The sequence below is a fragment of the Streptomyces sp. APSN-46.1 genome, from assembly GCF_022815725.1.
Lineage (GTDB): Bacteria > Actinomycetota > Actinomycetes > Streptomycetales > Streptomycetaceae > Streptomyces.
In genome coordinates this window covers 170,560-193,478 of sequence record NZ_JALGRF010000008.1, presented here as the reverse complement: position 1 = coordinate 193,478, position 22,919 = coordinate 170,560, and the positions used below count along the sequence as shown (strand labels likewise).

Annotated in this window: 21 protein-coding genes; 10 read left to right on the top strand and 11 right to left on the bottom strand. The window is 71.2% G+C overall.

Going from position 1 to position 22,919, the window contains the following annotated elements; genetic code table 11:
- Nucleotides 1-2 precede the first annotated feature (2 nt).
- Together gabT and MTF65_RS21880 are read left to right on the top strand one after the other, a co-directional pair.
- Complete coding sequence (gabT, locus tag MTF65_RS21885) at nucleotides 3-1,349, top strand: 4-aminobutyrate--2-oxoglutarate transaminase (protein WP_243630587.1); 1,347 nt, start codon at nucleotides 3-5, stop codon at nucleotides 1,347-1,349.
- A 145-nt stretch (nucleotides 1,350-1,494) separates the two neighbouring features.
- Entirely contained in the window at nucleotides 1,495-2,283 is a 789-nt protein-coding gene (locus MTF65_RS21880; RefSeq protein ID WP_243630586.1) for a phosphatase PAP2 family protein, read from the top strand.
- On the opposite strand, the gene MTF65_RS21875 is transcribed toward MTF65_RS21880, so the two are convergent.
- The 8 genes from MTF65_RS21875 to MTF65_RS21840 form a co-directional block, all read right to left on the bottom strand.
- The gene (locus MTF65_RS21875; RefSeq protein ID WP_243630585.1) at nucleotides 2,268-4,073 is read right to left on the bottom strand and encodes a chitinase; all 1,806 of its coding nucleotides are present in this window, start codon (nucleotides 4,071-4,073) and stop codon (nucleotides 2,268-2,270) included. The two genes, MTF65_RS21880 and MTF65_RS21875, sit on opposite strands and share 16 nt — an antisense overlap.
- 86 nt (nucleotides 4,074-4,159) lie before the next feature.
- The gene (locus MTF65_RS21870) at nucleotides 4,160-4,624 is read right to left on the bottom strand and encodes a hypothetical protein (RefSeq protein ID WP_243630584.1); all 465 of its coding nucleotides are present in this window, start codon (nucleotides 4,622-4,624) and stop codon (nucleotides 4,160-4,162) included.
- Nucleotides 4,625-4,778: 154 nt separating this feature from the next.
- On the bottom strand, nucleotides 4,779-6,197 hold the full coding sequence (locus MTF65_RS21865; protein ID WP_243630583.1) for an FAD-binding oxidoreductase: 1,419 nt from the start codon (nucleotides 6,195-6,197) through the stop codon (nucleotides 4,779-4,781).
- A 35-nt stretch (nucleotides 6,198-6,232) separates the two neighbouring features.
- Complete coding sequence (locus MTF65_RS21860) at nucleotides 6,233-7,027, bottom strand: ABC transporter permease (protein ID WP_243630582.1); 795 nt, start codon at nucleotides 7,025-7,027, stop codon at nucleotides 6,233-6,235.
- On the bottom strand, nucleotides 7,027-7,956 hold the full coding sequence (locus tag MTF65_RS21855) for an ABC transporter permease (RefSeq protein ID WP_243630581.1): 930 nt from the start codon (nucleotides 7,954-7,956) through the stop codon (nucleotides 7,027-7,029). The genes MTF65_RS21860 and MTF65_RS21855 overlap by 1 nt, the downstream gene beginning before the upstream one ends.
- Nucleotides 7,953-9,104 carry an ABC transporter ATP-binding protein gene (locus MTF65_RS21850; RefSeq protein WP_243630580.1) on the bottom strand — a complete coding sequence of 384 codons (1,152 nt, stop codon included), beginning with the start codon at nucleotides 9,102-9,104 and terminating at the stop codon, nucleotides 7,953-7,955. The genes MTF65_RS21855 and MTF65_RS21850 overlap by 4 nt, the downstream gene beginning before the upstream one ends.
- Nucleotides 9,105-9,213: 109 nt before the next feature.
- A complete protein-coding gene (locus MTF65_RS21845) occupies nucleotides 9,214-10,464 on the bottom strand; it encodes a spermidine/putrescine ABC transporter substrate-binding protein (protein ID WP_243630579.1) in 1,251 nt (416 codons plus the stop codon).
- A gap of 48 nt (nucleotides 10,465-10,512) precedes the next feature.
- On the bottom strand, nucleotides 10,513-12,027 hold the full coding sequence (locus MTF65_RS21840) for a gamma-aminobutyraldehyde dehydrogenase (RefSeq protein ID WP_243630641.1): 1,515 nt from the start codon (nucleotides 12,025-12,027) through the stop codon (nucleotides 10,513-10,515).
- Between the two features lie 182 nt (nucleotides 12,028-12,209).
- On the opposite strand from MTF65_RS21840, the gene MTF65_RS21835 reads away from it, so the two are divergent.
- The 3 genes from MTF65_RS21835 to MTF65_RS21825 all read left to right on the top strand — a co-directional run bounded on the left by MTF65_RS21835 (nucleotide 12,210) and on the right by MTF65_RS21825 (nucleotide 15,209).
- Nucleotides 12,210-12,770 carry an NADAR family protein gene (locus MTF65_RS21835; protein ID WP_243630578.1) on the top strand — a complete coding sequence of 187 codons (561 nt, stop codon included), beginning with the start codon at nucleotides 12,210-12,212 and terminating at the stop codon, nucleotides 12,768-12,770.
- A gap of 11 nt (nucleotides 12,771-12,781) precedes the next feature.
- The gene (locus MTF65_RS21830; protein ID WP_243630577.1) at nucleotides 12,782-13,237 is read left to right on the top strand and encodes an NUDIX hydrolase; all 456 of its coding nucleotides are present in this window, start codon (nucleotides 12,782-12,784) and stop codon (nucleotides 13,235-13,237) included.
- 343 nt (nucleotides 13,238-13,580) lie between these two features.
- Nucleotides 13,581-15,209 carry a TROVE domain-containing protein gene (locus tag MTF65_RS21825; protein WP_243630576.1) on the top strand — a complete coding sequence of 543 codons (1,629 nt, stop codon included), beginning with the start codon at nucleotides 13,581-13,583 and terminating at the stop codon, nucleotides 15,207-15,209.
- Between the two features lie 63 nt (nucleotides 15,210-15,272).
- Here the strand turns inward: MTF65_RS21825 and MTF65_RS21820 are convergent, their stop codons facing one another.
- Entirely contained in the window at nucleotides 15,273-15,977 is a 705-nt protein-coding gene (locus MTF65_RS21820; protein ID WP_243630575.1) for a DUF4190 domain-containing protein, read from the bottom strand.
- Between the two features lie 110 nt (nucleotides 15,978-16,087).
- On the opposite strand from MTF65_RS21820, the gene MTF65_RS21815 reads away from it, so the two are divergent.
- The 5 genes from MTF65_RS21815 (at nucleotide 16,088) to MTF65_RS21795 (ending at nucleotide 21,105) form a co-directional block, all read left to right on the top strand.
- On the top strand, nucleotides 16,088-17,113 hold the full coding sequence (locus MTF65_RS21815) for an adenosine deaminase (RefSeq protein ID WP_243630574.1): 1,026 nt from the start codon (nucleotides 16,088-16,090) through the stop codon (nucleotides 17,111-17,113).
- A gap of 12 nt (nucleotides 17,114-17,125) precedes the next feature.
- A complete protein-coding gene (locus MTF65_RS21810) occupies nucleotides 17,126-17,824 on the top strand; it encodes a glycerophosphodiester phosphodiesterase (RefSeq protein WP_243630573.1) in 699 nt (232 codons plus the stop codon).
- A complete protein-coding gene (locus tag MTF65_RS21805; protein ID WP_374207280.1) occupies nucleotides 17,824-19,041 on the top strand; it encodes a sensor histidine kinase in 1,218 nt (405 codons plus the stop codon). Before MTF65_RS21810 ends, MTF65_RS21805 begins: the two co-directional genes overlap by 1 nt.
- Nucleotides 19,038-19,733 (top strand): response regulator transcription factor, encoded by a 696-nt coding sequence (locus MTF65_RS21800; protein WP_243630572.1) that lies wholly within the window; start codon nucleotides 19,038-19,040, stop codon nucleotides 19,731-19,733. The genes MTF65_RS21805 and MTF65_RS21800 overlap by 4 nt, the downstream gene beginning before the upstream one ends.
- A 166-nt stretch (nucleotides 19,734-19,899) precedes the next feature.
- Nucleotides 19,900-21,105, top strand: a complete 1,206-nt coding sequence (locus MTF65_RS21795) for a serine hydrolase (protein WP_243630571.1) — start codon at nucleotides 19,900-19,902, stop codon at nucleotides 21,103-21,105.
- Nucleotides 21,106-21,110: 5 nt separating this feature from the next.
- Here the strand turns inward: MTF65_RS21795 and MTF65_RS21790 are convergent, their stop codons facing one another.
- Together MTF65_RS21790 and MTF65_RS21785 are read right to left on the bottom strand one after the other, a co-directional pair.
- Entirely contained in the window at nucleotides 21,111-21,632 is a 522-nt protein-coding gene (locus MTF65_RS21790; RefSeq protein ID WP_243630570.1) for a hypothetical protein, read from the bottom strand.
- A gap of 75 nt (nucleotides 21,633-21,707) precedes the next feature.
- Nucleotides 21,708-22,886 (bottom strand): PotD/PotF family extracellular solute-binding protein, encoded by a 1,179-nt coding sequence (locus tag MTF65_RS21785; RefSeq protein WP_243630569.1) that lies wholly within the window; start codon nucleotides 22,884-22,886, stop codon nucleotides 21,708-21,710.
- Between the last annotated feature and the right edge of the window lie 33 nt (nucleotides 22,887-22,919).

The following is a 22,919-nucleotide window of genomic DNA, read 5'->3' as shown; positions in this document are numbered from 1 at the left end:
CTATGACCGCTGTCCCGCAGGAGCGCCGCATCGTCACCGCGATCCCCGGCCCCAAGTCGCAGGAGCTGCAGGCCCGCCGTCTTGAGACGGTCGCCGGCGGCGTGGGCTCCGTCCTCCCCGTGTTCACGGCCCGCGCGGGCGGCGGCATCATCGAGGACGTCGACGGCAACCGCCTCATCGACTTCGGTTCCGGCATCGCCGTGACCTCCGTCGGCGCCTCCGCCGAGGCCGTCGTGCGCCGCGCCTCCGCCCAGCTCGCGGACTTCACCCACACCTGTTTCATGGTCACGCCCTACGAGGGGTACGTCGAGGTCTGCGAGGCCCTCGCCGAACTGACGCCGGGTAACCACGCCAAGAAGTCGGCGCTGTTCAACTCCGGTGCCGAGGCGGTCGAGAACGCCGTCAAGATCGCCCGTGCGTACACCAAGCGCCAGGCTGTCGTCGTCTTCGACCACGGCTACCACGGCCGTACGAACCTGACGATGGCTCTGACCTCGAAGAACATGCCGTACAAGAACGGCTTCGGTCCGTTCGCCCCCGAGGTCTACCGCGTCCCGGTCGCCTACGGCTACCGCTGGCCCACCGGCGCCGAGAACTGCGGCCCCGAGGCCGCCGCCCAGGCGATCGACCAGATCACCAAGCAGATCGGCGCCGACAACGTCGCCGCGATCATCATCGAGCCGGTCCTCGGTGAGGGCGGCTTCATCGAGCCGGCCAAGGGCTTCCTGCCGGCCCTCGTGAAGTTCGCCAACGACAACGGCATCGTCTTCGTCGCGGACGAGATCCAGTCCGGCTTCTGCCGCACCGGCCAGTGGTTCGCGTGCGAGGACGAGGGCATCGTCCCCGACCTGATCACCACCGCCAAGGGCATCGCGGGCGGTCTGCCCCTCGCCGCCGTGACCGGCCGCGCCGAGATCATGGACGCCGCGCACGCGGGCGGCCTGGGCGGCACCTACGGCGGCAACCCGGTGGCCTGCGCCGGTGCGCTCGGCTCCATCGAGACCATGAAGGAGCTCGACCTCAACGCCGCCGCGAAGAAGATCGAGTCGGTCATGAAGGCCCGCCTGACGGCCATGCAGGAGAAGTACGAGATCATCGGCGACATCCGCGGCCGCGGCGCCATGATCGCGATCGAGCTCGTCAAGGACCCCGTCTCCAAGACCCCGTTCCCGGAGGCGGCCGGCGCGCTCGCCAAGGCCTGCCACGCCGAGGGCCTGCTCGTCCTCACCTGCGGCACCTACGGCAACGTGCTCCGCTTCCTCCCGCCGATCGTCATCGGCGAGGACCTGCTGAACGAGGGCCTGGACCTCATCGAGGCCGCGTTCGCGGCCATCGGAACGGCCATCTGAGCGGCCGTCTGAGCGAACGCCCGAACACGGTGACCCATCCATACCGCCGGTAACGGTCGGGCACTGTGAAGAAGGTGTGGGGGGCCGATGGCGGGAGCGCGTTCCTGCTGCCGGTCCCCCTTCCGCTGGCGTACGGTTTCTGCAGATGAGTGAGACAGCCCGTCCCCGGGCAACCGGGGACGATCCCGATACCGGGCTTCCCCAGCGCCGTACCGGGCATGCGTTCGCGCACACTCCTCTCCGATCGGACGGCCGTCCACCCCAAACCCCCCGGGGCGTACGGCAACACGATCCGGGCGGCCGTCTCGGAACCATCCCCCCTGTTCCGGGACGGCCGGCCATTCTCCTCCCCCTCCTTCTCGTTCTCTCGCTGCTGGGACTCGCGCTGACGACCTGGCAGGTCCTGGTCTCGGGCCCGCTCCTCGTCCTGGACGAGCGCCTGAGCCGCGCCCTGGTCCGCTCGGTGCCCGACGCGGTCACCGAGCGGCTCGCCGATCTCGGCAACATCCCGGTCGCCGTCCCGGTCCTGGCCCTCGCGGCGGCGTACGCCGCCCGGCGCGGCAACCGCCTCGGCGCCCTGTCCGCGGCCCTGGCCATGGTCCTGGTCCCGGCCCTGATCATTCCGCTCAAGGAGTGGACCGCCCGCCCGGGCCCGCTGGAGCCCTGGGCCGCCGGCTACTACCCGTCCGGCCACACGGCCACCGCGGCGGTCGCGTACATCGGCGCGGCCCTGCTGATCCGCCCGTACACCCGCCGCGGCTGGCCACCGGCCGTCGCGCTGGTCCTCACGGGCGCCACGGCCGCCGGCCTGATCCTGCGCGGGTTCCACTGGCCCCTGGACGTCCTGGCCAGCTGCTTCCTGTGCGTACCCCTGCTACTGACCGTCCGCCGAGCCGCACGGACCGCCCTGATGGCGGGTCAGCCGCCGAAGTAGGCGTCGAAGTTCCGGCTGAACTCCCAGCCGCCGAAGCGGTCCCAGTTGACCGACCAGGTCATCAGGCCGCGCAGCGCGGGCCAGGTGCCGTGGGTCTGGTAGGTACCGCAGCTCGTCTTCTTCGTCAGGCAGTCCAGCGCCTTGTTGACCTCCGCCGGCGGGGTGTGGCCGTTGCCGGCGTTGGTCGTGGCCGGGAGGCCGATCGCCACCTGCTCCGGGCGCAGGGGCGGAAAGACGCGCGCCGTGTTGCCCGCGACAGGGAAGCCGGTGAGCAGCATGTCGGTCATGGCGATGTGGAAGTCCGCGCCGCCCATGGAGTGGTACTGGTTGTCCAGGCCCATGATCGAGCCCGAGTTGTAGTCCTGGACGTGGAGCAGGGTGAGATCGTCGCGCAGGGCGTGGATGACCGGCAGGTAGGCGCCGGCGCGCGGGTCCTGGCCGCCCCAGGGGCCGGAGCCGTAGTACTGGTATCCGAGCTGGACGAAGAAGGTCTCCGGGGCCATGGTCAGGACGAAGTCCGGCCCGTACTTGGCCTTCAGCGTCTTGACGGCGGAGATCAGGTTGACGATCACCGGGGTGGTGGGGGCGCGGAAGTCGGTGTCGCCCGTCGCGAGGGAGAGGGAGTGGCCCTCGAAGTCGATGTCGAGGCCGTCCAGCCCGTACTCGTCGATGATCTTGCTGACGGAGGAGACGAAGGTGTCGCGGGCGGCCGTCGTGGCGAGCTGCACCTGGCCGTTCTGGCCGCCGATCGAGATCAGCACCTTCTTGCCCGCCGCCTGCTTGGCCTTGACGGCCGCCTTGAACTCGGCCGGGGTTTCCACGTTCGGGCACTCACTCGCCGGGCAGAGCGAGAAGCGGATGTCGCCCGAGGTCACCGACGTCGGCTCGCCGAAGGCGAGGTTGATGACGTCCCAGGAGGCGGGGACGTCGGCCATGCGCACGTAGCCCGAGCCGTTGGCGAAGCTCGCGTGCAGGTAGCCGACCAGGGCGTGGGCCGGGAGACCGGGGTTGCCCGGATCGCCGCCGCCGCTCGTCGTGGTCGCGGACACGGCGGCGCTCTTGGGGGACTCGCCGGCCGCGTTCACCGCGCTGACCTGGAAGGCGTACGTCGCGGACGCGGCGAGGCCGGTGACCGTCGCCGAGGTGCCGGTGACGGTCAGGGGCGCGGCGCCGTCCCGGTGGACCCTGTACGAGGTGGCGCCCGCGGCGGCCGCCCAGGCGAGGTTGACGCTGCTCGCGGTGGCGCCGGACGCGGTCAGGCCGGTGGGGGCGGCCGGAGGCTGGGGCTGGGTCTGGCCGGGGTCCGGGCCGACGAGGGTGACGTCGTCCGTGAGGTGCGCCGGCTGCCCGTACCAGCCGTGCGTGTAGATCGTCACGGAGGTGGTGGACGCGCCCGTACGGAAGCTCGTGTTCAGTTGCTTCCAGGCGCCGGGAGTCTGCGTCCAGGTGGACACGTCGGTGGTGCCGGTCCCGCTCGCGCCCAGGTAGACGTACGCCCCCTGCACCCAGGCGCCGAGGGTGTACGTGGAGTCCGGCTTGACGGTGACGGTCTGGGCGCAGCGGGCGTTGTCCTGGCCCGCAGGGGTGGCCTTGAGGGCGGAACTCCCGCCGTGGACGGGGGTGGTGACGACGGCTCCGCTGCCGGCCGAGCAGCTCCAGCCGTCGAGTCCCGCTTCGAAGCCTCCATTGCGTGCGAGGTCCGCGTCGGCCGCCGCGGCCGGCGGGCCCGCGGCGAGGAAGGCGGCCACCGCGAGGGCGGCGGCCGTGAGGAGGGGCAGGGGTCTGCGCACAACTGCCTCCGGCGCGTGGGGGGGATGGAGTCAGGCCGCGCCGGAACGCGCGGCGGCGCCCAAGATGGTCCAGACCAATGCCCTTGTCAAGACTTCCCGCGGTCCTCGGCCGCCACCCGCGCCGCGGCCTCGTGCATCGCGAGCTCCAGCACGGCCGGGTCGGTGAGCGTCCCCCGGCCGTCCGGGACCACCAGCCAGCGCACCCCGCCCGTGGCCCGGCCGGGATACGGGACCACGATCCAGGTCCCGCGCCCGGCGCCCCGTACGCCCGTACCGAGCCAGCGGGACGCCGTGCCGGCGGGCACGAAGAAGCCCAGCCGGGTGGTACCGAAATCGGCGAGCACCGGGCCGGGCGGGTCGAGGAGCAGGGTCAGCACGTCGAGGGTGGTCTGCCCCAGCACCCCCGGCAGGATCAGCACGTCCCAGTGCCGCCCGGCGGGCAGGAGGGCGACCCCGAGGGGGTTGCGCTCCCACGCCCACCGGCAGGCTTCGGGATCCGGCGCCGCCGAAACCAGCCACTCCACCGCCGTTTTGGCCCCCGGGGTCGTCATCGCCCGGCCTCCGTTCCCTGTGACTCGGTGAGGTTCTCACCAGGGAAGAGCGGCGCCGGGCGCGGCTATGACGCGGGTTGCGCCACCCCGTGGTGGTAAACCGGGTCACGGCACGGGCGGCGGAGCGCGCCGGGGCGCGCAGCAGGCCGGAGGCTCAGCTGTCGAAGCCGAGGCCGAACCGGTCCAGCGCCCTCAGCCACAGGTTCCGGCGGCCGCCGCGGGCGTCGGCGCGGGCCAGCGACCATTTGGTCAGCGTGATCCCGGTCCAGGCGAACGGCTCGGGCGGGAACGGCATCGGCTTGGACCTGACCATCTCCAGCTCGGTGCGCTCGGTGCGCGCTCCGTCCAGCAGGTCCAGCATGACATCGGCCCCGAAGCGGGTGGCGCCGACGCCGAGCCCCGTGTAGCCGGCCGCGTAGGCCACCTTGCCGCCGTGCGCGGTGCCGAAGAACGCGGAGAAGCGCGAGCAGGTGTCGATGGCGCCGCCCCAGGCGTGGCTGAACTTGATGCCCTCCAGCTGCGGGAAGGCGGTCAGGAAGTGCTGGGCGAGCTTCAGATAGGTCTCGGGGCGGTGGTCGTACTCGGAGTCCAGCTTGCCGCGGTAGGGGTAGACGGCGTCGTAGCCGCCCCACAGGATGCGGTTCTCCGGGGTGATGCGGAAGTAGTGGAACTGGTTGGCGCTGTCGCCGAGGCCCTGGCGGTTGCGCCAGCCGATGGCCTTCAGCTGGCCGGCGGTCAGCGGCTCCGTCATCAGCGCGTAGTCGTACACCGGGACCGTGAACGGGCGGATCCGCTTGACCAGGGACGGGAAGATGTTCGTCCCCAGCGCCACCCGGCGGGCGAAGATCCGCCCGTACGGGGTGCGTACGGCCATCCCGGCGCCCGAGGCGGCGAGGGACAGCCCGCGGGTGTTCTCGTAGATCCGCACGCCCAGCGACAGGCACGCCCGCTTCAGGCCCCAGGCGAGCTTGGCGGGATTGAGCATGGCGACGCCGTCGGTGTCCCACAGGCCCGCGAGGAAGGTCGGAGAATCGACCTCGGCGCGCAGCTCGTCGCGGTCCAGCCACCGCGAGCCGCCCGCCAGGCCCAGCTTCTCGGCCTCCTCGTACAGTTCGCGGAGCTCCTCCACCTGGTGGGGCTCGGTGGCGACGTCGATCTCACCGGTCCGCTCGAAGTCGCAGTCGATTCCGTAGCGGGCGATGGCCGCCTCGATCTCGTCGAGGTTGCGGGCGCCCAGCTCCTCCAGCTTGGCGAGCTCGCCGGGCCAGCGGGCCACGCCGTTGGCGAGGCCGTGCGTGAGGGAGGCGGCGCAGAAGCCCCCGTTGCGGCCGGAGGCGGCCCAGCCCGCCTCCTTGCTCTCGATCAGTACGACGTCCCTCGCGGGATCGCGCTCCTTGGCGATCAGCGCGGTCCACAGCCCGCTGTACCCGCCGCCGATGACGAGCAGGTCGCAGGCCTCGTCAGAGGTCAGCGCCGGCTGCGCGGCGGGCTTGCCGGGGTCGTCCAGCCAGTACGACACCGGCAGTGCTTCGGAAAGGGATTGAGCAACGCTTCGCATGGCGACTGGGGCCATGGCTTCCAACTCCCTACAGAGTTACTTGTTACTTGTTACTTGCGTTGTGCGTTCTTGCGGCGGCTGCCGACCATCTGGCCGACGAGGACCACCAGCACCGCGATGACGAACATCGCCGTGCCGATGACGTTGATCTGCACGGGCGTACCGCGCTGGGCCGATCCCCACACGAACATGGGGAAGGTGACGGTGTTGCCCGAGTTGAAGTTGGTGATGATGAAGTCGTCGAACGAGAGCGCGAAGGAGAGCAGCGCACCCGCCGCGATACCGGGCGCCGCGATCGGCAGGGTGACCCGTACGAAGGTCTGCACGGGGCCCGCGTAGAGGTCGCGGGCGGCTTCCTCCAGCCGCGGGTCCATCGACAGGACGCGCGCCTTGACGGCGGCGACGACGAAGCTGAGGCAGAACATGATGTGGGCGATCAGGATCGTCCAGAAGCCCAGCTGGATGCCCATGTTGAGGAAGAGGGCGAGCAGCGAGGCCGCCATCACGATCTCGGGCATGGCCATGGGCAGGAAGATCAGCGAGTTGACAGCGCCGCGCGCCCGGAACCGGTAGCGGACGAGCGCGAAGGCGATCGCCGTGCCGAGGACGGTCGCGCCGATGGTGGCCCACAGGGCGATCTGGAGCGACAGGGACAGGGAGCCGCACAGGTCGGCGACCCCGCAGGGGTCCTTCCACGCGTCGAGCGAGAACTCCTGCCAGGCGTAGTTGAACCGCCCGGTGGGGTTGTTGAAGGAGAAGACGGTGACGACGACGTTCGGCAGGATCAGGTACGCGAGCGTGCCGAGGCCGAAGATGACGACGAGATTGTGCCGGAGCCAACGCATCAGACCAGGTCCTCCGTCCCCGCTCGGCGGATGTAGATGGTGACCATGATCAGCACGATGGCCATGAGGATGAACGACAACGCGGCCGCCGTCGGGTAGTCGAGGATCCGCAGGTACTGCGACTGGATGACGTTGCCGATCATCCGGGTGTCCGTGGAGCCGAGCAGCTCCGCGTTGACGTAGTCGCCGCTCGCGGGGATGAAGGTGAGCAGGGTCCCGGAGACGACACCCGGCATCGAGAGCGGGAAGGTCACCTTCCGGAAGGTCGTGACGGGGCGGGCGTACAGGTCCCCGGCCGCCTCGTGGAGGCGGGTGTCGATCCGCTCCAGGGAGGTGTAGAGGGGCAGGATCATGAAGGGCAGGAAGTTGTACGTCAGACCGCAGACGACCGCGAGCGGAGTGGCGAGCACCCGCTCCCCCTCGGTCATCCCGAGCCAGCTGGTGACGTCCAGGACGTACAGGGTGTTGAGGACGTCCACCACCGGGCCGCCGTCGGCCAGGATCGTCTTCCAGGCCAGGGTGCGGATGAGGAAGCTGGTGAAGAACGGCGCGATGACCAGCACCAGCAGGAGGTTGCGCCAGCGCCCCGCCTTGAAGGCGATCAGGTAGGCCAGCGGGTACCCGAGCAGCAGGCACAGCACGGTCGCCGTGCCCGCGTAGAGCAGGGAGCGCAGGAACTGCGGGTAGTACTCGGTGAAGGCGTCCCAGTACGTCTGGAAGTGCCAGGTGACGTCGAAGCCCTCTTCGAGGGAGCCGGTCTGCACCGAGGTGGAGGCCTGGTAGACCATCGGCAGGACGAAGAACACCAGCAGCCACAGGATGCCGGGGAGCAGCAGCCAGTACGGGATCAGCCGCTTGCGCACGGACGCCTTGTGGACCGGCGGTTCGGCGGTGGCGGGCGCCTGGGGCGGCGCGGCGGTGGCGGTCACGCGCTCTCCTCGACCGTCTCGATGCCCGCGTCGATGTCCTGAGCCGCGTCCAGGCCGAAGGTGTGCTCCGGGTTCCAGTGCAGGACCACCTCGGCGCCAGGGGCCAGGCGGGTGTCGCGCTCGATGTTCTGGACGTACACCTCCAGCCCGGGGCAGACCTGGCTGTCGATGACGTACTGGGTGGAGACGCCGATGAAGGAGGAGTCGGCTATGCGGCCCGTGACCTTGTTGCGGCCGGCCGCGACGGTGTGCTCCTCGTCCGCGGGGACCAGGGAGATCTTCTCCGGGCGCACCCCGACCAGCAGCTTTCCGCCGGCTCGGGGCGTGGTCGAACACCGCGACGCGGGCAGCCGGAGCTTCGTGCCCGCGCTCGTCACCATGACGTCCGCGGAGCCCGCCTCCAGCACCTCGGCCTCGATCAGGTTCGAGGTCCCGAGGAAGTTGGCGACGAAGGTGGTCCCGGGGTTCTCGTAGAGCTCGGCGGGGGCGCCCAGCTGCTCGACGCGGCCGCCGTTCATCACGGCGACCGTGTCGGCCATGGTCATGGCCTCCTCCTGGTCGTGCGTGACGTGCACGAAGGTGATGCCGACCTCGGTCTGGATGCGCTTGAGCTCCAGCTGCATCTGGCGGCGCAGCTTGAGGTCGAGGGCGCCGAGGGGCTCGTCGAGGAGCAGCACCCGCGGGTGGTTGATGAGCGCGCGGGCGACGGCCACGCGCTGCTGCTGGCCGCCGGAGAGCTGGTGCGGCTTGCGCTGGGCGAACTGGCCCAGCTCGACCAGCTCCAGCATGTCCTCGACCTGCTTCTTGACGGACTTGATGCCGCGGCGGCGCAGCCCGAAGGCGACGTTCTCGTAGATGTTCAGGTGCGGGAAGAGCGCATAGCTCTGGAAGACCGTGTTGACCGGGCGCTTGTACGGCGGCAGCTGGGTGACCTCGCGGTCGCCGAGGTGGACCGTGCCGGTGGAGGGCTCCTCCAGGCCGGCGATCATGCGCAGGGTGGTGGTCTTCCCGCAGCCGGAGGCGCCGAGCAGGGCGAAGAAGGAGCCCTGGGGGATGGTGAGATCCAGCGGGTGCACGGCGGTGAACGAGCCGTAGTGCTTGCTGATCCCGGCGAGGCGGACGTCGCCGCCCGCGGTCTTGTCAGTCATGGGTCGCGGCCTTCGGTGGTGGTGTCGTCGGAAGGGTGCGGGAGCACGCGGATGCCGGTCCGGAAGGCCGGTGGGAGCGTGCCCGTGCGGGGGCCGGTACGGGGGCCCGTCAGGCTCCGATGAGCTTGGCGAACTTCTCTTCGTACGCGGTCTCTTCCTCGCCCGTGAGGGAGCGGAAGGCGTGCGCCTTGGCGGCCATCGCCTTGTCCGGCACGATCAGGGGGTTGTCCGCGAGCGCGGGGTCGATCTTGGCCAGCTCGTCCTTGACGCCCTCGACCGGGCAGACGTAGCTGATGAAAGCGGCCAGTTCGGCGGCGACCGGAGGCTCGTAGTAGTAGTCGATGAGCTTCTCGGCGTTGGCCTTGTGCCGGGCGTGGGCGGGCACCAGCAGGTTGTCGCTGGAGGTGAGGTAACCGGGAGCCGGGATTGCGTACTGGATGTCCGGGTTGCCCGCCTGGAGCTGGATGACGTCGCCGGCCCAGGCCAGGCAGGCGGCGAGGTCGCCCTTGTCGAGGTCGGCGGTGTAGTCGTTGCCGGTGAAGCGGCGGATCTGCTTCTTGTCCACGCCCTTCTGGAGCCGGCCGATGGCCTCGTCGTAGTCGGCGGTGGTGAAGCTCGCCGGGTCCTTGCCCTGGTCGAGCAGGGTCATGCCGACGGTGTCGCGCATCTCGGTGAGGAAGCCGACGCGGCCCTTGAGGGAGGGGTCGTCGAGCATCTGGGTGACGGAGTCGACCTTCTTGCCGCCGGTGGCCTTGGTGTTGTAGGCGATGACGGTGTCGATGCCCGTCCACGGGTAGCTGTGGACACGGCCCGGGTCCCAGTCGGGGTTGCGGAACTGCGGGATCAGGTTGGCGTAGGCGTGCGGCAGGTGGGCGGGGTCCAGCCGCTGCGCCCAGCCGAGGCGGATGATGCGCGCCGCGAGCCAGTCGGTGACGACGATCAGGTCACGGCCGGTGTCCTGGCCCGCCGCGAGCTGCGGGCGTATCTTGCCGAAGAACTCGACGTTGTCGTTGATGTCCTCGGTGTACTTGACCTTGATCCCGGTCCGCTTGGTGAACTCCTCCAGCGTGGGACGGGTCTTCTCGTCGTCGCTGGTGTCCATGTACTCGGTCCAGTTGGAGAAGTTGATCTCCTTCTCCTGGGCCGAGTGGTCGTCGGAGGCGACCGCGGCGCCGTCCTGCCGCTTGGCGGGCGGGATGCCGCAGGCCGTCAGGGAGGACAGGCCGCCGAGGGTGAGCGCTCCGATTCCGGAGACGCGCAGCAGCGAGCGGCGGGTGAGTGCGCCCCGGCCGTTGGTGAGACTGCGCCGCATCGCGGCGAGTTGCGCCGCCGAGAGGCGGTCGGGCTCGAACTGCTCCATGCGCTGTGCCCTTTCGGGAGGGGTGAGCCGCTGGTCCGGCGGCAACTGCTATCGGTCCCCGAAGATCGTGCGGTGCCAGTCCTTCGCGGCGACCGCGGTGTTGTCGAACATTACGTGCTTGACCTGCGTGTACTCCTCGAAGGAGTAGGCACTCATGTCCTTGCCGAACCCGCTCGCCTTGTAGCCTCCGTGGGGCATCTCGCTGATGATCGGAATGTGGTCGTTGACCCACACGCAACCCGCCTTGATCTCGCGGGTGGCGCGGTTCGCCCGGTACACGTCGCGACTCCAGGCGGAGGCGGCGAGACCGTACGGGGTGTCGTTGGCCAGCGCGAAGCCCTCGTCGTCGGTGTCGAAGGGCAGCACGACGAGGACCGGCCCGAAGATCTCGGACTGCACGACCTCGCTGTCCTGGGCGGCGCCGGCGATCAGGGTCGGCCGGTAGTACGCGCCCTGGGCGAGCTCTCCCCGCGGGATCTCGCCGCCGGTGACGACGGTGGCGTACGCGCGGGCCCGTTCGACGAACCCGGCGACCCGGTCGCGGTGGGCGTGCGAGACGAGCGGGCCGAGGTCGGTGGTGGCGGCGAAGGGGTCGCCCACGCGCACGGTCTCCATCAGCTCGGCCACGCGCGCGACGAAGGCGTCGTGCAGGGGGCGCTGGACGTAGGCGCGGGTGGCGGCGGTGCAGTCCTGGCCGGTGTTGATCAGGGAGGCGGCGACCGCGCCGTGCGCGGCGGCCTCCAGGTCGGCGTCGTCGAAGACGAGGAACGGCGCCTTGCCGCCGAGCTCCAGGTGGAGGCGCTTGACGGTGGCGGTGGCGAGCTCCGCGACCCGCTTGCCGACGGTGGTGGAGCCGGTGAAGGAGGTCATGACCACGTCCGGGTGGCCGACCAGGCGCTCCCCCGCGTCCCGCCCGGCGCCGGCGACGATGTTGATCACGCCGTCGGGCAGACCCGCCTCCTTGGCCGCCTGGGCGAACATCAGCGAGGTCAGCGGGGTGAGTTCGGCGGGCTTGAGGACGACGGTGTTGCCCGCGGCGATGGCCGGGAGGATCTTCCAGGCGGCCATCTGGAGCGGATAGTTCCAGGGGGCGATGGAGCCGACGACCCCGATGGCCTCGCGACGGACGTAGGAGGTGTGGTCGCCGGAGTACTCGGCGGCCGCCTGCCCCTGGAGGTGGCGCGCGGCGCCCGCGAAGAAGGCGGTGTTGTCGATGGTCCCCGGTACGTCGAACTCCGTGGTCAGCTTGATCGGCTTGCCGCACTGGAGGGACTCGGCGTACGCGAAGTCCTCGGCCCGCTCGGCCAGTACGGCGGCCAGCCGGTGCAGCGCGTCCGAGCGCTCGCCGGGGGTGGCGCCGGACCAGCCCGGGAAGGCCCGCTTGGCGGCGGCGACCGCCTCGTCCACGTCCGCGGGGCTCGCGAGTTCGTAGGTGAGGACCTCGTCGCCGGTGGCGGGGTCGACGACCGTGTGCGACCGCCCCGAGGTACCGGACCTGAGGTGGCCGTCGATGTACTGCGCGCCGTCTGCGAAGCGGTCCTTGACCTGGAAGCGGTTACCCATCACGCCCTCACGCTCTCCGTAGCTACAGCCCGAATTGAGTGCCGATCCTGACAGAGGCGAGGCCTAGCGCCAAGTGATTCCGTTGTTGCGCTTTGGTTACGCGACGGAATCGGTCGACCATGTGTCGAGACGCAACCTAAATCCCGTACGAAGTGTCAGTGGCGACTGCCAGACTCGCGTGCATGGAGATGATCGACACACTGATCGAGCAGGTCAGCCGTGGTGAGCGGGTGAAGTTCCTGCCGTTCTGGGGGCACCGGCCGAGGCCCGACGGGACCCTCGGACCGAGCTGTTTGAGCCAGTGGTGGCCCTCCCCCTTCACTGTGGGTGAGGTCCGGTACGAAACGGCCGAACACTGGATGATGGCGGGCAAGGCCCGGCTGTTCGGGGACCCGGAGGCGGAGCGCGCCGCGCTGGAGGCGCGGACCCCGGCGGCCGCGAAGAAGGCCGGGCGGCTGGTGCGCGGGTTCGACGAGGCGATATGGGAGCGGGAGCGCTTCGCCCTGGTGGTGGAGGGCAGCGTCCACAAGTTCGGCTCCGACCCGGCGCTGCGGGGGTACCTGCTGGGTACGGGGAACCGGGTGCTGGTGGAGGCGAGCCCGATGGACCGGATCTGGGGCATCGGGCTGGCCGCGGACGACGAGCGCGCCCTGGACCCGGCCCGCTGGCGCGGCCTGAACCTGCTGGGTTTCGCCCTGATGGAGGCCCGGGACCGGTTGCGGTCGGGCACGGAGCCGGCGTGACGGGAGGCGGCGTGACCGGACGCGGCGTGACGGAGGACCGCATACCGGACCGGCGCCGGGTCGCCGCGGTGATCATCCGGGACGGCCGCGTCCTCATGGTGCGCGAACGCGGCCGCGGCCCGACCGGCCGCCATGACGGGCCGGAGTACTGGACCCTGCCCGGCGGCGGGTTGGAGGCCGGGGAGCGGCCCGAGGACGCCGTCCGGCGCGAAGTGGCCGAGGAAGTGGGCCTGCGCGCCCTGGACGTGCGGTACGCGTACGAGTCGCCGTACCCCTCGGGCTGGACCTCCTGCTTCCGCGTCGAGGTCGCGCCCGGTGAGCCCCGGCTGGGGGTGGACGAGGAGTTGCGGTGCGACTGTCCCCGGATGGTCGGGCTGGTCTGGGTCCCGGTGCCCCGCGCCGGCGACGGCGACGGCGACGACGGGGCGGTCATGGTGCCGACGCTGATGTCGGCGGTCACCCTCTGACCGGAGCGTAATTGCGTGGCGGCGGCCGGAGCCCGCCGCCTAACGTGTGACTCGTCCAGGTGCGAAGGCGAGACCTACTTCCACTCTTAATGGGGCGGTCGCGGGTTCGAGTCCCGTCGCCGGTTTCAGGCCGGCGTAGCTCAGTTGGCAGAGCACCACGTGGTTTCGCCGATTCGATCTCTGGACACCTACGTCACGTACGTCACGCACCTCCCGGTGCGCCCGGCAAGCGGCTACTTCTTCCAGAAATCACGCCGCGGCCAGACTTGATCTCGGGAGGCACGCGTCGGGCATCCCGCACGCTCACGCCTCCCCCCTTTCCACTGAATTCGGGGGGATTCTCATGGCCCGCTTCAACCGGCTCCGGTCCAAGGCCTCGCCCGCCGCGCCGACTTCGCCCACCTCGCCCACCTCTCCCGTACGGTCCACCGGCCGCCGCTCCGCCAACCACCACGGCAGCACCGGATTCGTCCGCGACCCGCGCTCCGAGCTGTTCCTGCTCGCCGTCGCCAACTTCGTGACGCAGCGGACCGCCTACGAGAGCGGCGAGGACCGCGACGACCGTTTCGCCGCGCTCGTGCGCAAGCTCGCCGTCGAGGACCCCGAGTGGACCGCCGGCCTGCTCGGCTGGCTCCGGGGCGACGGCAACATGCGTACCGCCTCGCTCGTCGGCGCCGCCGAGTACGTCAAGGCGCGGCTCGACGCCGGAGTCACCGACGGCCCGTCCAACCGGCGGGTCGTGGACTCCGTCCTGCGCCGCGCGGACGAGCCCGGCGAGCTGCTGGCCTATTGGACGACGACGTACGGGCGCAGCGTCCCCAAGCCCGTCAAGCGCGGTATCGCCGACGCGGTGCGCCGGCTCTACTCCGGCACCTCGCTGCTGAAGTACGACACCGCCTCCTCTCGACGGGGGTACCGCTTCGGCGACGTCCTCAACCTCGTACACGCCGCCCCCGACCCGGCCAAGGCCTGGCAGGGCGAGCTGTTCCGGTACGCCCTCGACCGCCGGCACCACCCCGACACCGCCGAGGTCCCGGCGGGCAACCGCACCCTGGCCGCCCACCGGGAGCTCATGGAGCTGCCCGTGGAGCGCCGCCGGGCCGTGGTCACCGCCCCGGACGGCGCCGAGCGGCTCGCCGCGGCGGGCATGACCTGGGAGGCGCTGGCCGGCTGGCTGCAGGGTCCGATGGACGCGGCAGCCTGGGAGGCGGTCATCCCGTCCATGGGCGCGATGGCGCTGCTGCGGAACCTGCGCAACTTCGACCAGGCCGGGGTCTCGGACGCGGTGGCCTCCCAGGTCGCGGCGAAGCTCTCGGACCCCGAGGTCGTCGCGCGGTCGCGGCAGTTCCCCTTCCGCTACCTCGCCGCCTACCAGCACGCGCCCTCGCTGCGCTGGGCGTACCCGCTGGAGCGGGCGCTCGGCCACTCGCTGGCGAACGTACCCGCCCTGCCCGGCCGGACGCTGATCCTGGTCGACCGGTCCGGGTCGATGTGGTCCCCGCTGTCGGACCGCTCGCGGCTCAACCGGGCGGACGCGGCGGCCGTCTTCGGCACGGCGCTGGCGCTGCGGGCGGAGCGGGCGGACCTCGTGCAGTTCGGCTCCACCAGCAAGGCGGTCGCGTACACGCGCGGCGAGTCCGTACTGAAGGTGCTGGACCGCTTCGAGAACCTCGGCGGCACCTACACCGCCGAGGCGGTGCGGCAGCACTACACGGGGCACGACCGGGTCCTGATCGTCACGGACGAGCAGGCCACGTACCACTACGGCGGCGACCCGAGCGCCCTGGTGCCGGGCGAGGTGCCGATGTACACCTGGAACCTGGCCGGTTACCGGGTGGGGCACGCGCCCGCCGGTTCGGGGAACCGGCACACCTTCGGCGGGCTGACCGACGCGGCCTTCCGGATGGTCTCCCTCATCGAGGGCGGGCAGCACGCCGACTGGCCGTGGGCGGCGGCAGCGGCAGCGGCGTAGGAGCGCGAAACGGACAGGGCCGGGCCCGGGCGACGACTGCCCGGGCGCGGCCCTGCCGCGTGGTCAGACCCGCTCGTGGACCTGCGAGTTCGAGTACGGGCTGTCGGTGTCCGTGTCGGAGTCGATGTCGCCCAGGTCGGCCAGCAGGCCGGACATGAGCAGCGTCAGTAGGAGGCCGCCCAGCACGATGCCCACCGCGCCCAGGATCAGACCGGCCAGCGCCATACCGCCGTTGGTGGCCTCGCCGCGGTTCGCCTTGCCCCGGCCCAGGGCACCGAAGACGACGGCGCCGACGCCGAGCCCGACCGCGAAGAAGCTCGTGACGCACCCGACGACCGAGAGGATGCCGAGGACGAGCGAGGTGACGCCGAAGCCGTTGCTGGGCTGCGCCCCGTAGGGCTGGTACCCGCCCGGGTAACCGGGATAGCCGGGATACCCGTACCCGCTCGTGGCCTGTGGCTGGCCCGGATATCCGTAACCGCTCTGGCCCGGCTGGGACGGATATCCGTATGCCGCAACCGGGGGGACCGGACCGGCCCCGGGTATCGGTGCCGGCGCGCCGGCCGGCGGAATCTCGGCCCCCGGCATCCCGATGACCGTCGGCTGGTCGTGCACGGACGGCGCGGACTGTCCGGACTGCCCGGGCTGTCCGGGCTGTCCGGTCGGCGCACCCGACACGCCCGGTGTGCCCTGCTGCTTCCCCAGTTCGACCGCGGGCCGCTCCGGCGGCGCCCACGGGTCGCGCGGCTCGGGGCTGTGGTCAGTCATACGGCGCCCCCCTCTCGTACGGCCATGCTAAGCGCTGCCGCCGACAGTCAGAGGGCTGCCTACGATGAAGGCCGCTCTGTCCGCACACGCGTCCTCCCGGAGGCCCCCTCATGCCCGACCTGCACCCCTTCATCGCGGGGCTGCCCAAGGCCGAACTGCACGTCCACCACGTCGGCTCCGCCTCCCCGCGCATCGTGGCCGAACTCGCCGCCCGGCACCCCGACTCGAAGGTCCCCACCGACCCCGAGGCGCTCGCGGACTACTTCACCTTCACCGACTTCGCCCACTTCATCGAGGTCTACCTGTCGGTCGTGGACCTGGTCCGCACCCCGGACGACGTGCGCACCCTCACCTTCGAAGTCGCCCGTGACATGGCCCGGCAGAACATCCGCTACGCCGAGCTGACCATCACCCCGTACTCCTCCACCCGCCGCGGCATCGACGAGAAGGCCTTCATGGAGGCCATCGAGGACGCCCGCAAGGCCGCCGAGGCCGAACTCGGCGTCATCCTGCGCTGGTGCTTCGACATCCCCGGCGAGGCCGGCCTGGCCGCCGCCGCCGAGACCGCGCGGCTCGCCGTGGACCTGCGCCCCGAGGGCCTGGTCTCCTTCGGCCTCGGCGGCCCCGAGGTCGGTGTCCCGCGCCCGCAGTTCAAGCCGTACTTCGACCAGGCCCGGGCCGCCGGCCTGCACAGCGTGCCGCACGCCGGCGAGACCACCGGCCCGGAGACCGTCTGGGACGCCATCCGCGAACTGGGCGCGGAGCGCATCGGCCACGGCACGAGCGCCACCCGGGACCCGGAGCTCCTCGCGTACCTCGCCGAGCACCGGATCGCCCTGGAGGTCTGCCCGACCTCGAACATCGCCACCCGCGCGGTGGCCGACCTCGACCAGCACCCGGTCAAGGAGATGGTCGCGGCGGGCGTGCTCGTCACCATCAACAGCGACGACCCGCCGATGTTCGGCTCCGACCTCAACAACGAGTACGCGGTGGCCGCCCGGCTCCTCGACCTCGACGAGCGGGGGCTCGCGCAACTCGCGAAGAACGCCGTCGAGGCCTCCTTCCTGGACCCGGCCGGCAAGGCGCGGATCAGCGCGGAGATCGACACGTACACGTCCGCGTGGCTGGCCCGCTGACGCCTGCGGAGAATGGGAGACATGCGCACCCTGACTGCCGTCGGCCACCGCGGCGATCCGTACCGTGCCCGTGAGAACACCCTGTCCTCGATCCGCTCCGCCTTCGCCCGCGGGGCGGACGCGGTCGAGATCGACGTACGGCTGACGCGCGACGGGGTGCCGGTCCTGCTCCACGACGAGACGCTCCAGCGGCTGTGGGGCCATGACGTGCGGCTCGACGCCGTCACGGCCCCGCAGCTCAAGGAGCTGACCGGGGGCGGGATTCCGACCCTGCGCGAGGCCCTGACGGCGGCGGGCCCCGGCCGGGTGATGATCGACCTGCCGGGCGCCTCGTACGAGGCCGTACGGACGGTTGTCGGCCAGGTGCGCGCGTGCGGGGCGCGCGACCGTACGTACTACTGCGCCGGCCCGAAGACCATGCTGGCGGTCCGCGCCGCCGATCCGGGCGCCGAGATCGCGCTGACCTGGACGACGCTGTGCCCGCCGCGCCGCGTCCTGATCGACGCGGTGGCGCCGCGCTGGCTCAACTACCGTTTCGGGCTGGTCGGCCGGGAGCTGGCGGACGCCCTGCACCGGGACGGCCTGCTGGTCTCGGCCTGGACGGCGGACACCAGGCCGACGATGCGCCGGCTCATCGCGGCCGGGGTGGACTCCGTCACCACGAACAGGCCGGACGCGCTGGCCGGCGTACGGGCCGAGTTCGGGCGGTGATACCAGCGTGGGGGGACTGGATCCGGCGCGCCGATCCGCGCCGGCGTGACCTGGGGCTGACGCTGCTGGTGCAGCTGGCGGTGACCATGCCGTTCGTGGTGCCCCGGTCGGCCGACCTGCCGCCGGTGACCTGGACCTCGTACGGGATGACCACACTCGGCGTGCTGCCACTGATCTGGCGGCGACGGGCGCCGGTCGCCGCGCTGGTCGCGATTGTGCTCATCGGCGGCGTGTACAAGATCGGGCTGGACGGTCCGGGCCAGCCGTTGCCGTACGCGGGACTCATCGTCTTCTACACGGTCGCCCTCCAGTGCACCGCCCGGGTCCGGGTGGCCACCGGCCTCGTTTCGGCGGCGGCGGTCGCCGTGTCGGTGGGCTGGGAGGCGGGGACGGCGCGCGAGCTGCTCTTCACCCTGATCGTCTCGGCGGCGGCCTACGCCCTGGGGCGGCTCCAGCACACGCGGCAGGCCTATACGGAGGCCGTCGAGGCCCGGGCCGCCCAGCTGGAGCGGGCGAACCGGATCGAGGCGGAGCAGGCGGCCGCGCGCGAACGGGCCCGGATAGCCCGGGAGATGCACGACATCCTCTCGCACGCGGTCAGCATCATGATCGTGCAGGCGGAGGCGGGACCGGTGGCCGTACGGCGGGCTCCCGAGCGGGCGGAGGCGGCCTTCGACGCGATCGCCGAGACGGGGCGGGACGCGATGGCGCAGCTGCGGACGATGCTGGGGGTGCTGCGGACGGACCGGGCGCACGAGGAGGCGGCTCCGCGCGCGCCGCAGCCCGGCATCGGGGCGCTGCCGGCCCTCCTGGAGCGGGTGCGGGGCAGCGGGCTGGCGGTGGCGTACGAGCGGACGGGCTCGGTGCGCGTGCTGCCGGCGGCGCTGGAGGCGACGGTGCACCGCGTGGTGCAGGAGGCGCTGACGAATGTGGTGAAGCATGCCGGGGCGTCGGAGGCGGTGGTACGGCTGGAGTACGGGCCGCAGGCGCTCACGGTGACGGTCACGGACAACGGCCGGGGGCTGGGGCGGGGGCCGCGCCGGGGGTGGGGCGCGGGTCGGAGGTCCGGGGACTCCTCGGGCGGTCACGGGCTGATCGGGATCCGCGAGCGCGCGGCGGCCCACGGCGGCACGGCGGAGGCCGGTCCGGCCCCCGGTGGCCTGGGGTTCTGCGTGCGGGTGGTGCTAGTAACCTCGCCGCTGGAGGTGGGGAATTGACGATCCGTGTGGTGGTGGCGGACGACCAGGAGCTGGTGCGCAGCGGGTTCGCGATGATCCTGGACGCGCAGGAGGGCATCGAGGTCGTCGCGGAGGCCGGGGACGGCGCGGCGGCGGTGGCCGCGGTGCGGGAGCTGGCGCCGGATGTGGCGCTGCTGGACATCCGGATGCCCGTGCTCGACGGGATCGAGGCGTGCCGGACGATCTCGGCGGAGAGTTCCTGCCGGACGGTGATGCTGACGACCTTCGACTCGGACGAGTACGTGTACGAGGCGCTGCACGCGGGGGCGAGCGGGTTCCTGCTGAAGGACGTGCGGCGGGACGATCTGGTGCACGCGGTACGGGTGGTGGCGGCGGGCGAGTCGCTGCTGGCGCCCTCGGTGGCGCGGCGGCTGATCGAGGAGTACACGGCGGCGACGGCGCGGCCGGCGGGCGGGCGGGCGCTGTCGGCCGAGCGGCTGGAGGTGCTGACGGCCCGGGAGCGGGAGACGCTGCTGCATCTGGGGTGGGGGCTGTCGAACGCGGAGATCGCGGCGGCGCTGACGGTGAGCGAGCACACGGTGAAGTCCCATGTGGGGAACGTGCTGGCGAAGCTGGGGCTGCGGGACCGGATCCAGGCGGTGATCTGCGCGTATGAGACGGGGCTGATCGAGGCGGGGGCGGTGCGGGAGTCCCCGCGTACTTTGGGGTGATCCCTCTGGGGAGTGAGGAGTGGGCGTGTCGGCTCCCTCGCGCCGGTGAGTTGTCGTACCGGTGAAGACCCCTCTCATGGGTGATCCGCGACTGCCCCTGTGACCAGCAGCATTGAGGTCATCGGGGCGGAGGTCGCCCCGATGGCCGCACAAGGGGGATCCCGTCATGAACGCTCGTACGCGCACACTGATCGCCGCCGCCCTGGTCCTGGGCATGGCGTCCGGCCCGGTCGTCGCCCACGCCGCCCCGGGGCCTGCCGCGGCCTCGGCCTCGGCAGCATCGGGCGGGGGCGCCGCACCGGCCGTTTCCTCGCCGCCCGACGCGGCGGCGCTGACGAAAGCAATCGCCGGTCTCGGCGCCGAGCACAAGGACGCGACGGCCGCGCTGGTCCGGGTGGGCGGTTCGAGCGGCAGCTGGCAGGGCAGTTCCGGTGTCGCGGACGTCCGCACCGGGCGCAGGGCTCTGGAGCAGGGCCGGTTCCGGGCGGGGTCGGTGACCAAGACCTTCACCGCGGCGGTGGTGCTCCAGCTGGCCGCCGAGGGCACGGTCGATCTGAACAGGCCGGTGCAGGAGTACCTGCCGGGCACCTTCCCCGATTCCTTCGCGCCCATCACGGTGCGGGAGCTGCTGAACCACACGAGCGGCATCCAGGCCGCCGACGGACCGGGAGACTTCGAGGCGCAGTGGGAGCACCGGTTCGATGTGACCGACCCCCGGGAGCAGTTGGCCAACGCCCTGGCGAAGGGCCCGGAGTTCGAGCCCGGTACAGCCCAGCACTACCTGAACATCAGCTACACCGTGCTGGGTGTACTCATAGAGAAGGTGACGGGAGCGAGTTACGAGGCCTCGGTGACCCGGCGGATCCTGGAGCCCCTGGGCCTGCGCGGGACGTCCTTCCCCGGGCGGACACGGACGCGGATCCCCGGCCCGTACAACCACGGCTACCAGGCGGTGCCGCGGCCGGACGGTTCGACGGAACTGCGCGACGCCTCGGTGTGGAACAGCTCCGACCGTTGGGCGGCCGGTGACATCATCTCGACCACGGCGGATCTGGAGCGTTTCACCGTGGCCCTGTTCAGCGGCCGGATCGTGCCGGAGGCGCAGCTGGAGGAGATGTTCACGGTCCCGGAGGTGAAGGACTTCGTCTCGGGGAAGGACGCCTCCCTGACTGCGGGCCTGTCCAGGATAGTCCTGCCGGACGGCACGGTGGCGTGGGGCAAGACGGGGAGCCGGCACGGCTACAACACGGTGATGGGCGCGACCCGCGATCTCTCCCGCACCCTCGTCTACTCGCTCAACTCGACGAACGCCAAGGGGCAGGAGATGAACCCGGTGGCCCTCGGGATCATCATGGCGGCCTTCGCCAAGTAGCCGGGCTACGGCCCGGCGGTGACCGGCTCGGGGGCCGGGTGGGCGGCCGGCGCCGGGGTCGGCGGCTCCGGCATCGCCTCCAGCCGCTTGATCATCCGGCGGAGCACCAGCAGGGGGATGACACCGAAGACACCGAACGACATGTCGATGACCGACCACCAGAAGGGGATGCCCCGGATGGGGCCGCAGATCAGGGCCAGCGGGATGATTCCGGCACAGGCGATCATGCCGGCTTCGGTGATCCAGATGTTCCGGACGGGGTCGCGGTGGACTCCGTAGAAGAAGACGGCGATGACCAGGTGGGCGAAGGCGAGCCAGTCGGTGCCGTAGAGGAGGAAGGGGTAGTCCGCATCGGCCCGGTCCAGACCGTCTCCCACGCGTCGCAGCCACTCATGGGACATCAGGGAGTTGAGCCAGTGGATCTCGCTGACCAGGGGGAAGGCGGTCAGCCCGCTGAGTACCAGGCAGATGGTGAACAGGGCCAACCAGGCACGGATTCGCCGCCGAAGGGCGCTTCGCTCGCTCATGGAAGGAAGCGTACGCCGCATTCTGAACACGTTCAACCAAATTGGTGAACGCGTTCAATTCAGTGGCGCCCCGGCTCAGAGGCCGACGATGGAGTTCCAGCGCTTGGCCAGGGTCCGACGCTCGGCCGAGGAGATGTCCCGTGCCACGACGAGCCGCTTGCGCATGTCCTCGTCGGGGAAGATCAGCGGGTTCTCCGCCAGTTCGGCGGTCTCCTTGCCCTCGGAGGCGGCCAGGACCTCGCGGGCGGCCGGCACCGGGCAGACGTAGTTGACGGAGGCGGCGAGCTCCGCGGCCACCTCGGGGTCGTAGTAGTGGTCGATCAGCGCCTCGGCATTGGCCTTGTGGCGGGCGAGGTTGGGGACGAGCAGGCTCTCCGCCCACAGCTCGGCGCCCTCCTCCGGGACCACGAACTCGATGTCCGGGTTGTCGGCCTGGAGCTGGATGGCGTCGCCGGAGTAGGCCTGGCAGGCCAGCACGTCGCCCTTGCTCAGATCGGAGGTGTAGTCGTTGCCGGTGAAGCGGCGGATGCGCTTCTTCTTCACCATGGTCTCGACCCTGTCGCACATCCGGTGGAAGTCGGACTCGGTCCACCGGGTGACGTCCACGCCGTCGCCCTGCATCAGAAGGGCGAAGGACTCGTCGAGTCCGGAGAACAGGGTGACCTTGCCGGCCAGGTCCGCGTGCCAGAGGTCCTTGACGGACTTGATCTCCCGGCCCAGCGCCTTGCGGTTGTAGGCGATGCCGGTGATCCCCGACTGCCACGGGACGGTGTGCAGCCGGCCGTCGTCGAAGGCGGGGAAACGCAGCTGCGGGTCCAGGTGGGCGGCCACGTTGGACTGCGCCGAGCGGTCCATCTTCTGGGCCCAGCCCAGGTGGACGAAGCGAGCGGCCATCCAGTCGCTGACCACCACGAGGTCATGGCCGGTCTCCTGGTGGTTCATGAGGGCCGGGCTGACCTTGCCGAAGAACTCGTCGTTGTCGTTGATCTCCTCGGTGTACCGGACCTTGACGCCGGTCCGCTCCGTGAAGGCGTCCAACGTGGGCCGCCGCGCCTCGTCGTCTTCGTCGGTGTCGATGTAGAGGGGCCAGTTGGAGAAGGCGACGCTCTGGTCCCGGTCGGAGACGTCCAGGCCCTCCCGGCGGTCCTCGGGGACGTAGGCCGCGGGCACACCGCATCCGGCGAGGCCGGCCACCAGGCCCGCGGCACCGAAGCCGCGCAGCACCGCGCGGCGGGAGAAGGGGAGTTCAGGCATGGGAGAAGACTCGGGCAACGCGAAAGGGGCGGG

Bases quoted from the DNA above. Each gene is read 5' to 3' on its own strand.
- MTF65_RS21820 (WP_243630575.1), bottom strand. From the start codon at position 15,977: ATGACTGACCACAGCCCCGAGCCGCGCGACCCGTGGGCGCCGCCGGAG.
- MTF65_RS21825 (WP_243630576.1), top strand. From the start codon at position 13,581: ATGGCCCGCTTCAACCGGCTCCGGTCCAAGGCCTCGCCCGCCGCGCCG.
- MTF65_RS21870 (WP_243630584.1), bottom strand. From the start codon at position 4,624: ATGACGACCCCGGGGGCCAAAACGGCGGTGGAGTGGCTGGTTTCGGCG.
- MTF65_RS21835 (WP_243630578.1), top strand. From the start codon at position 12,210: ATGGAGATGATCGACACACTGATCGAGCAGGTCAGCCGTGGTGAGCGG.
- MTF65_RS21795 (WP_243630571.1), top strand. From the start codon at position 19,900: ATGAACGCTCGTACGCGCACACTGATCGCCGCCGCCCTGGTCCTGGGC.
- MTF65_RS21865 (WP_243630583.1), bottom strand. From the start codon at position 6,197: ATGGCCCCAGTCGCCATGCGAAGCGTTGCTCAATCCCTTTCCGAAGCA.
- MTF65_RS21785 (WP_243630569.1), bottom strand. From the start codon at position 22,886: ATGCCTGAACTCCCCTTCTCCCGCCGCGCGGTGCTGCGCGGCTTCGGT.
- MTF65_RS21810 (WP_243630573.1), top strand. From the start codon at position 17,126: ATGGGAGACATGCGCACCCTGACTGCCGTCGGCCACCGCGGCGATCCG.
- MTF65_RS21815 (WP_243630574.1), top strand. From the start codon at position 16,088: ATGCCCGACCTGCACCCCTTCATCGCGGGGCTGCCCAAGGCCGAACTG.
- MTF65_RS21845 (WP_243630579.1), bottom strand. From the start codon at position 10,464: ATGGAGCAGTTCGAGCCCGACCGCCTCTCGGCGGCGCAACTCGCCGCG.
- MTF65_RS21880 (WP_243630586.1), top strand. From the start codon at position 1,495: ATGAGTGAGACAGCCCGTCCCCGGGCAACCGGGGACGATCCCGATACC.
- MTF65_RS21850 (WP_243630580.1), bottom strand. From the start codon at position 9,104: ATGACTGACAAGACCGCGGGCGGCGACGTCCGCCTCGCCGGGATCAGC.
- gabT (WP_243630587.1), top strand. From the start codon at position 3: ATGACCGCTGTCCCGCAGGAGCGCCGCATCGTCACCGCGATCCCCGGC.
- MTF65_RS21840 (WP_243630641.1), bottom strand. From the start codon at position 12,027: ATGGGTAACCGCTTCCAGGTCAAGGACCGCTTCGCAGACGGCGCGCAG.
- MTF65_RS21860 (WP_243630582.1), bottom strand. From the start codon at position 7,027: ATGCGTTGGCTCCGGCACAATCTCGTCGTCATCTTCGGCCTCGGCACG.
- MTF65_RS21790 (WP_243630570.1), bottom strand. From the start codon at position 21,632: ATGAGCGAGCGAAGCGCCCTTCGGCGGCGAATCCGTGCCTGGTTGGCC.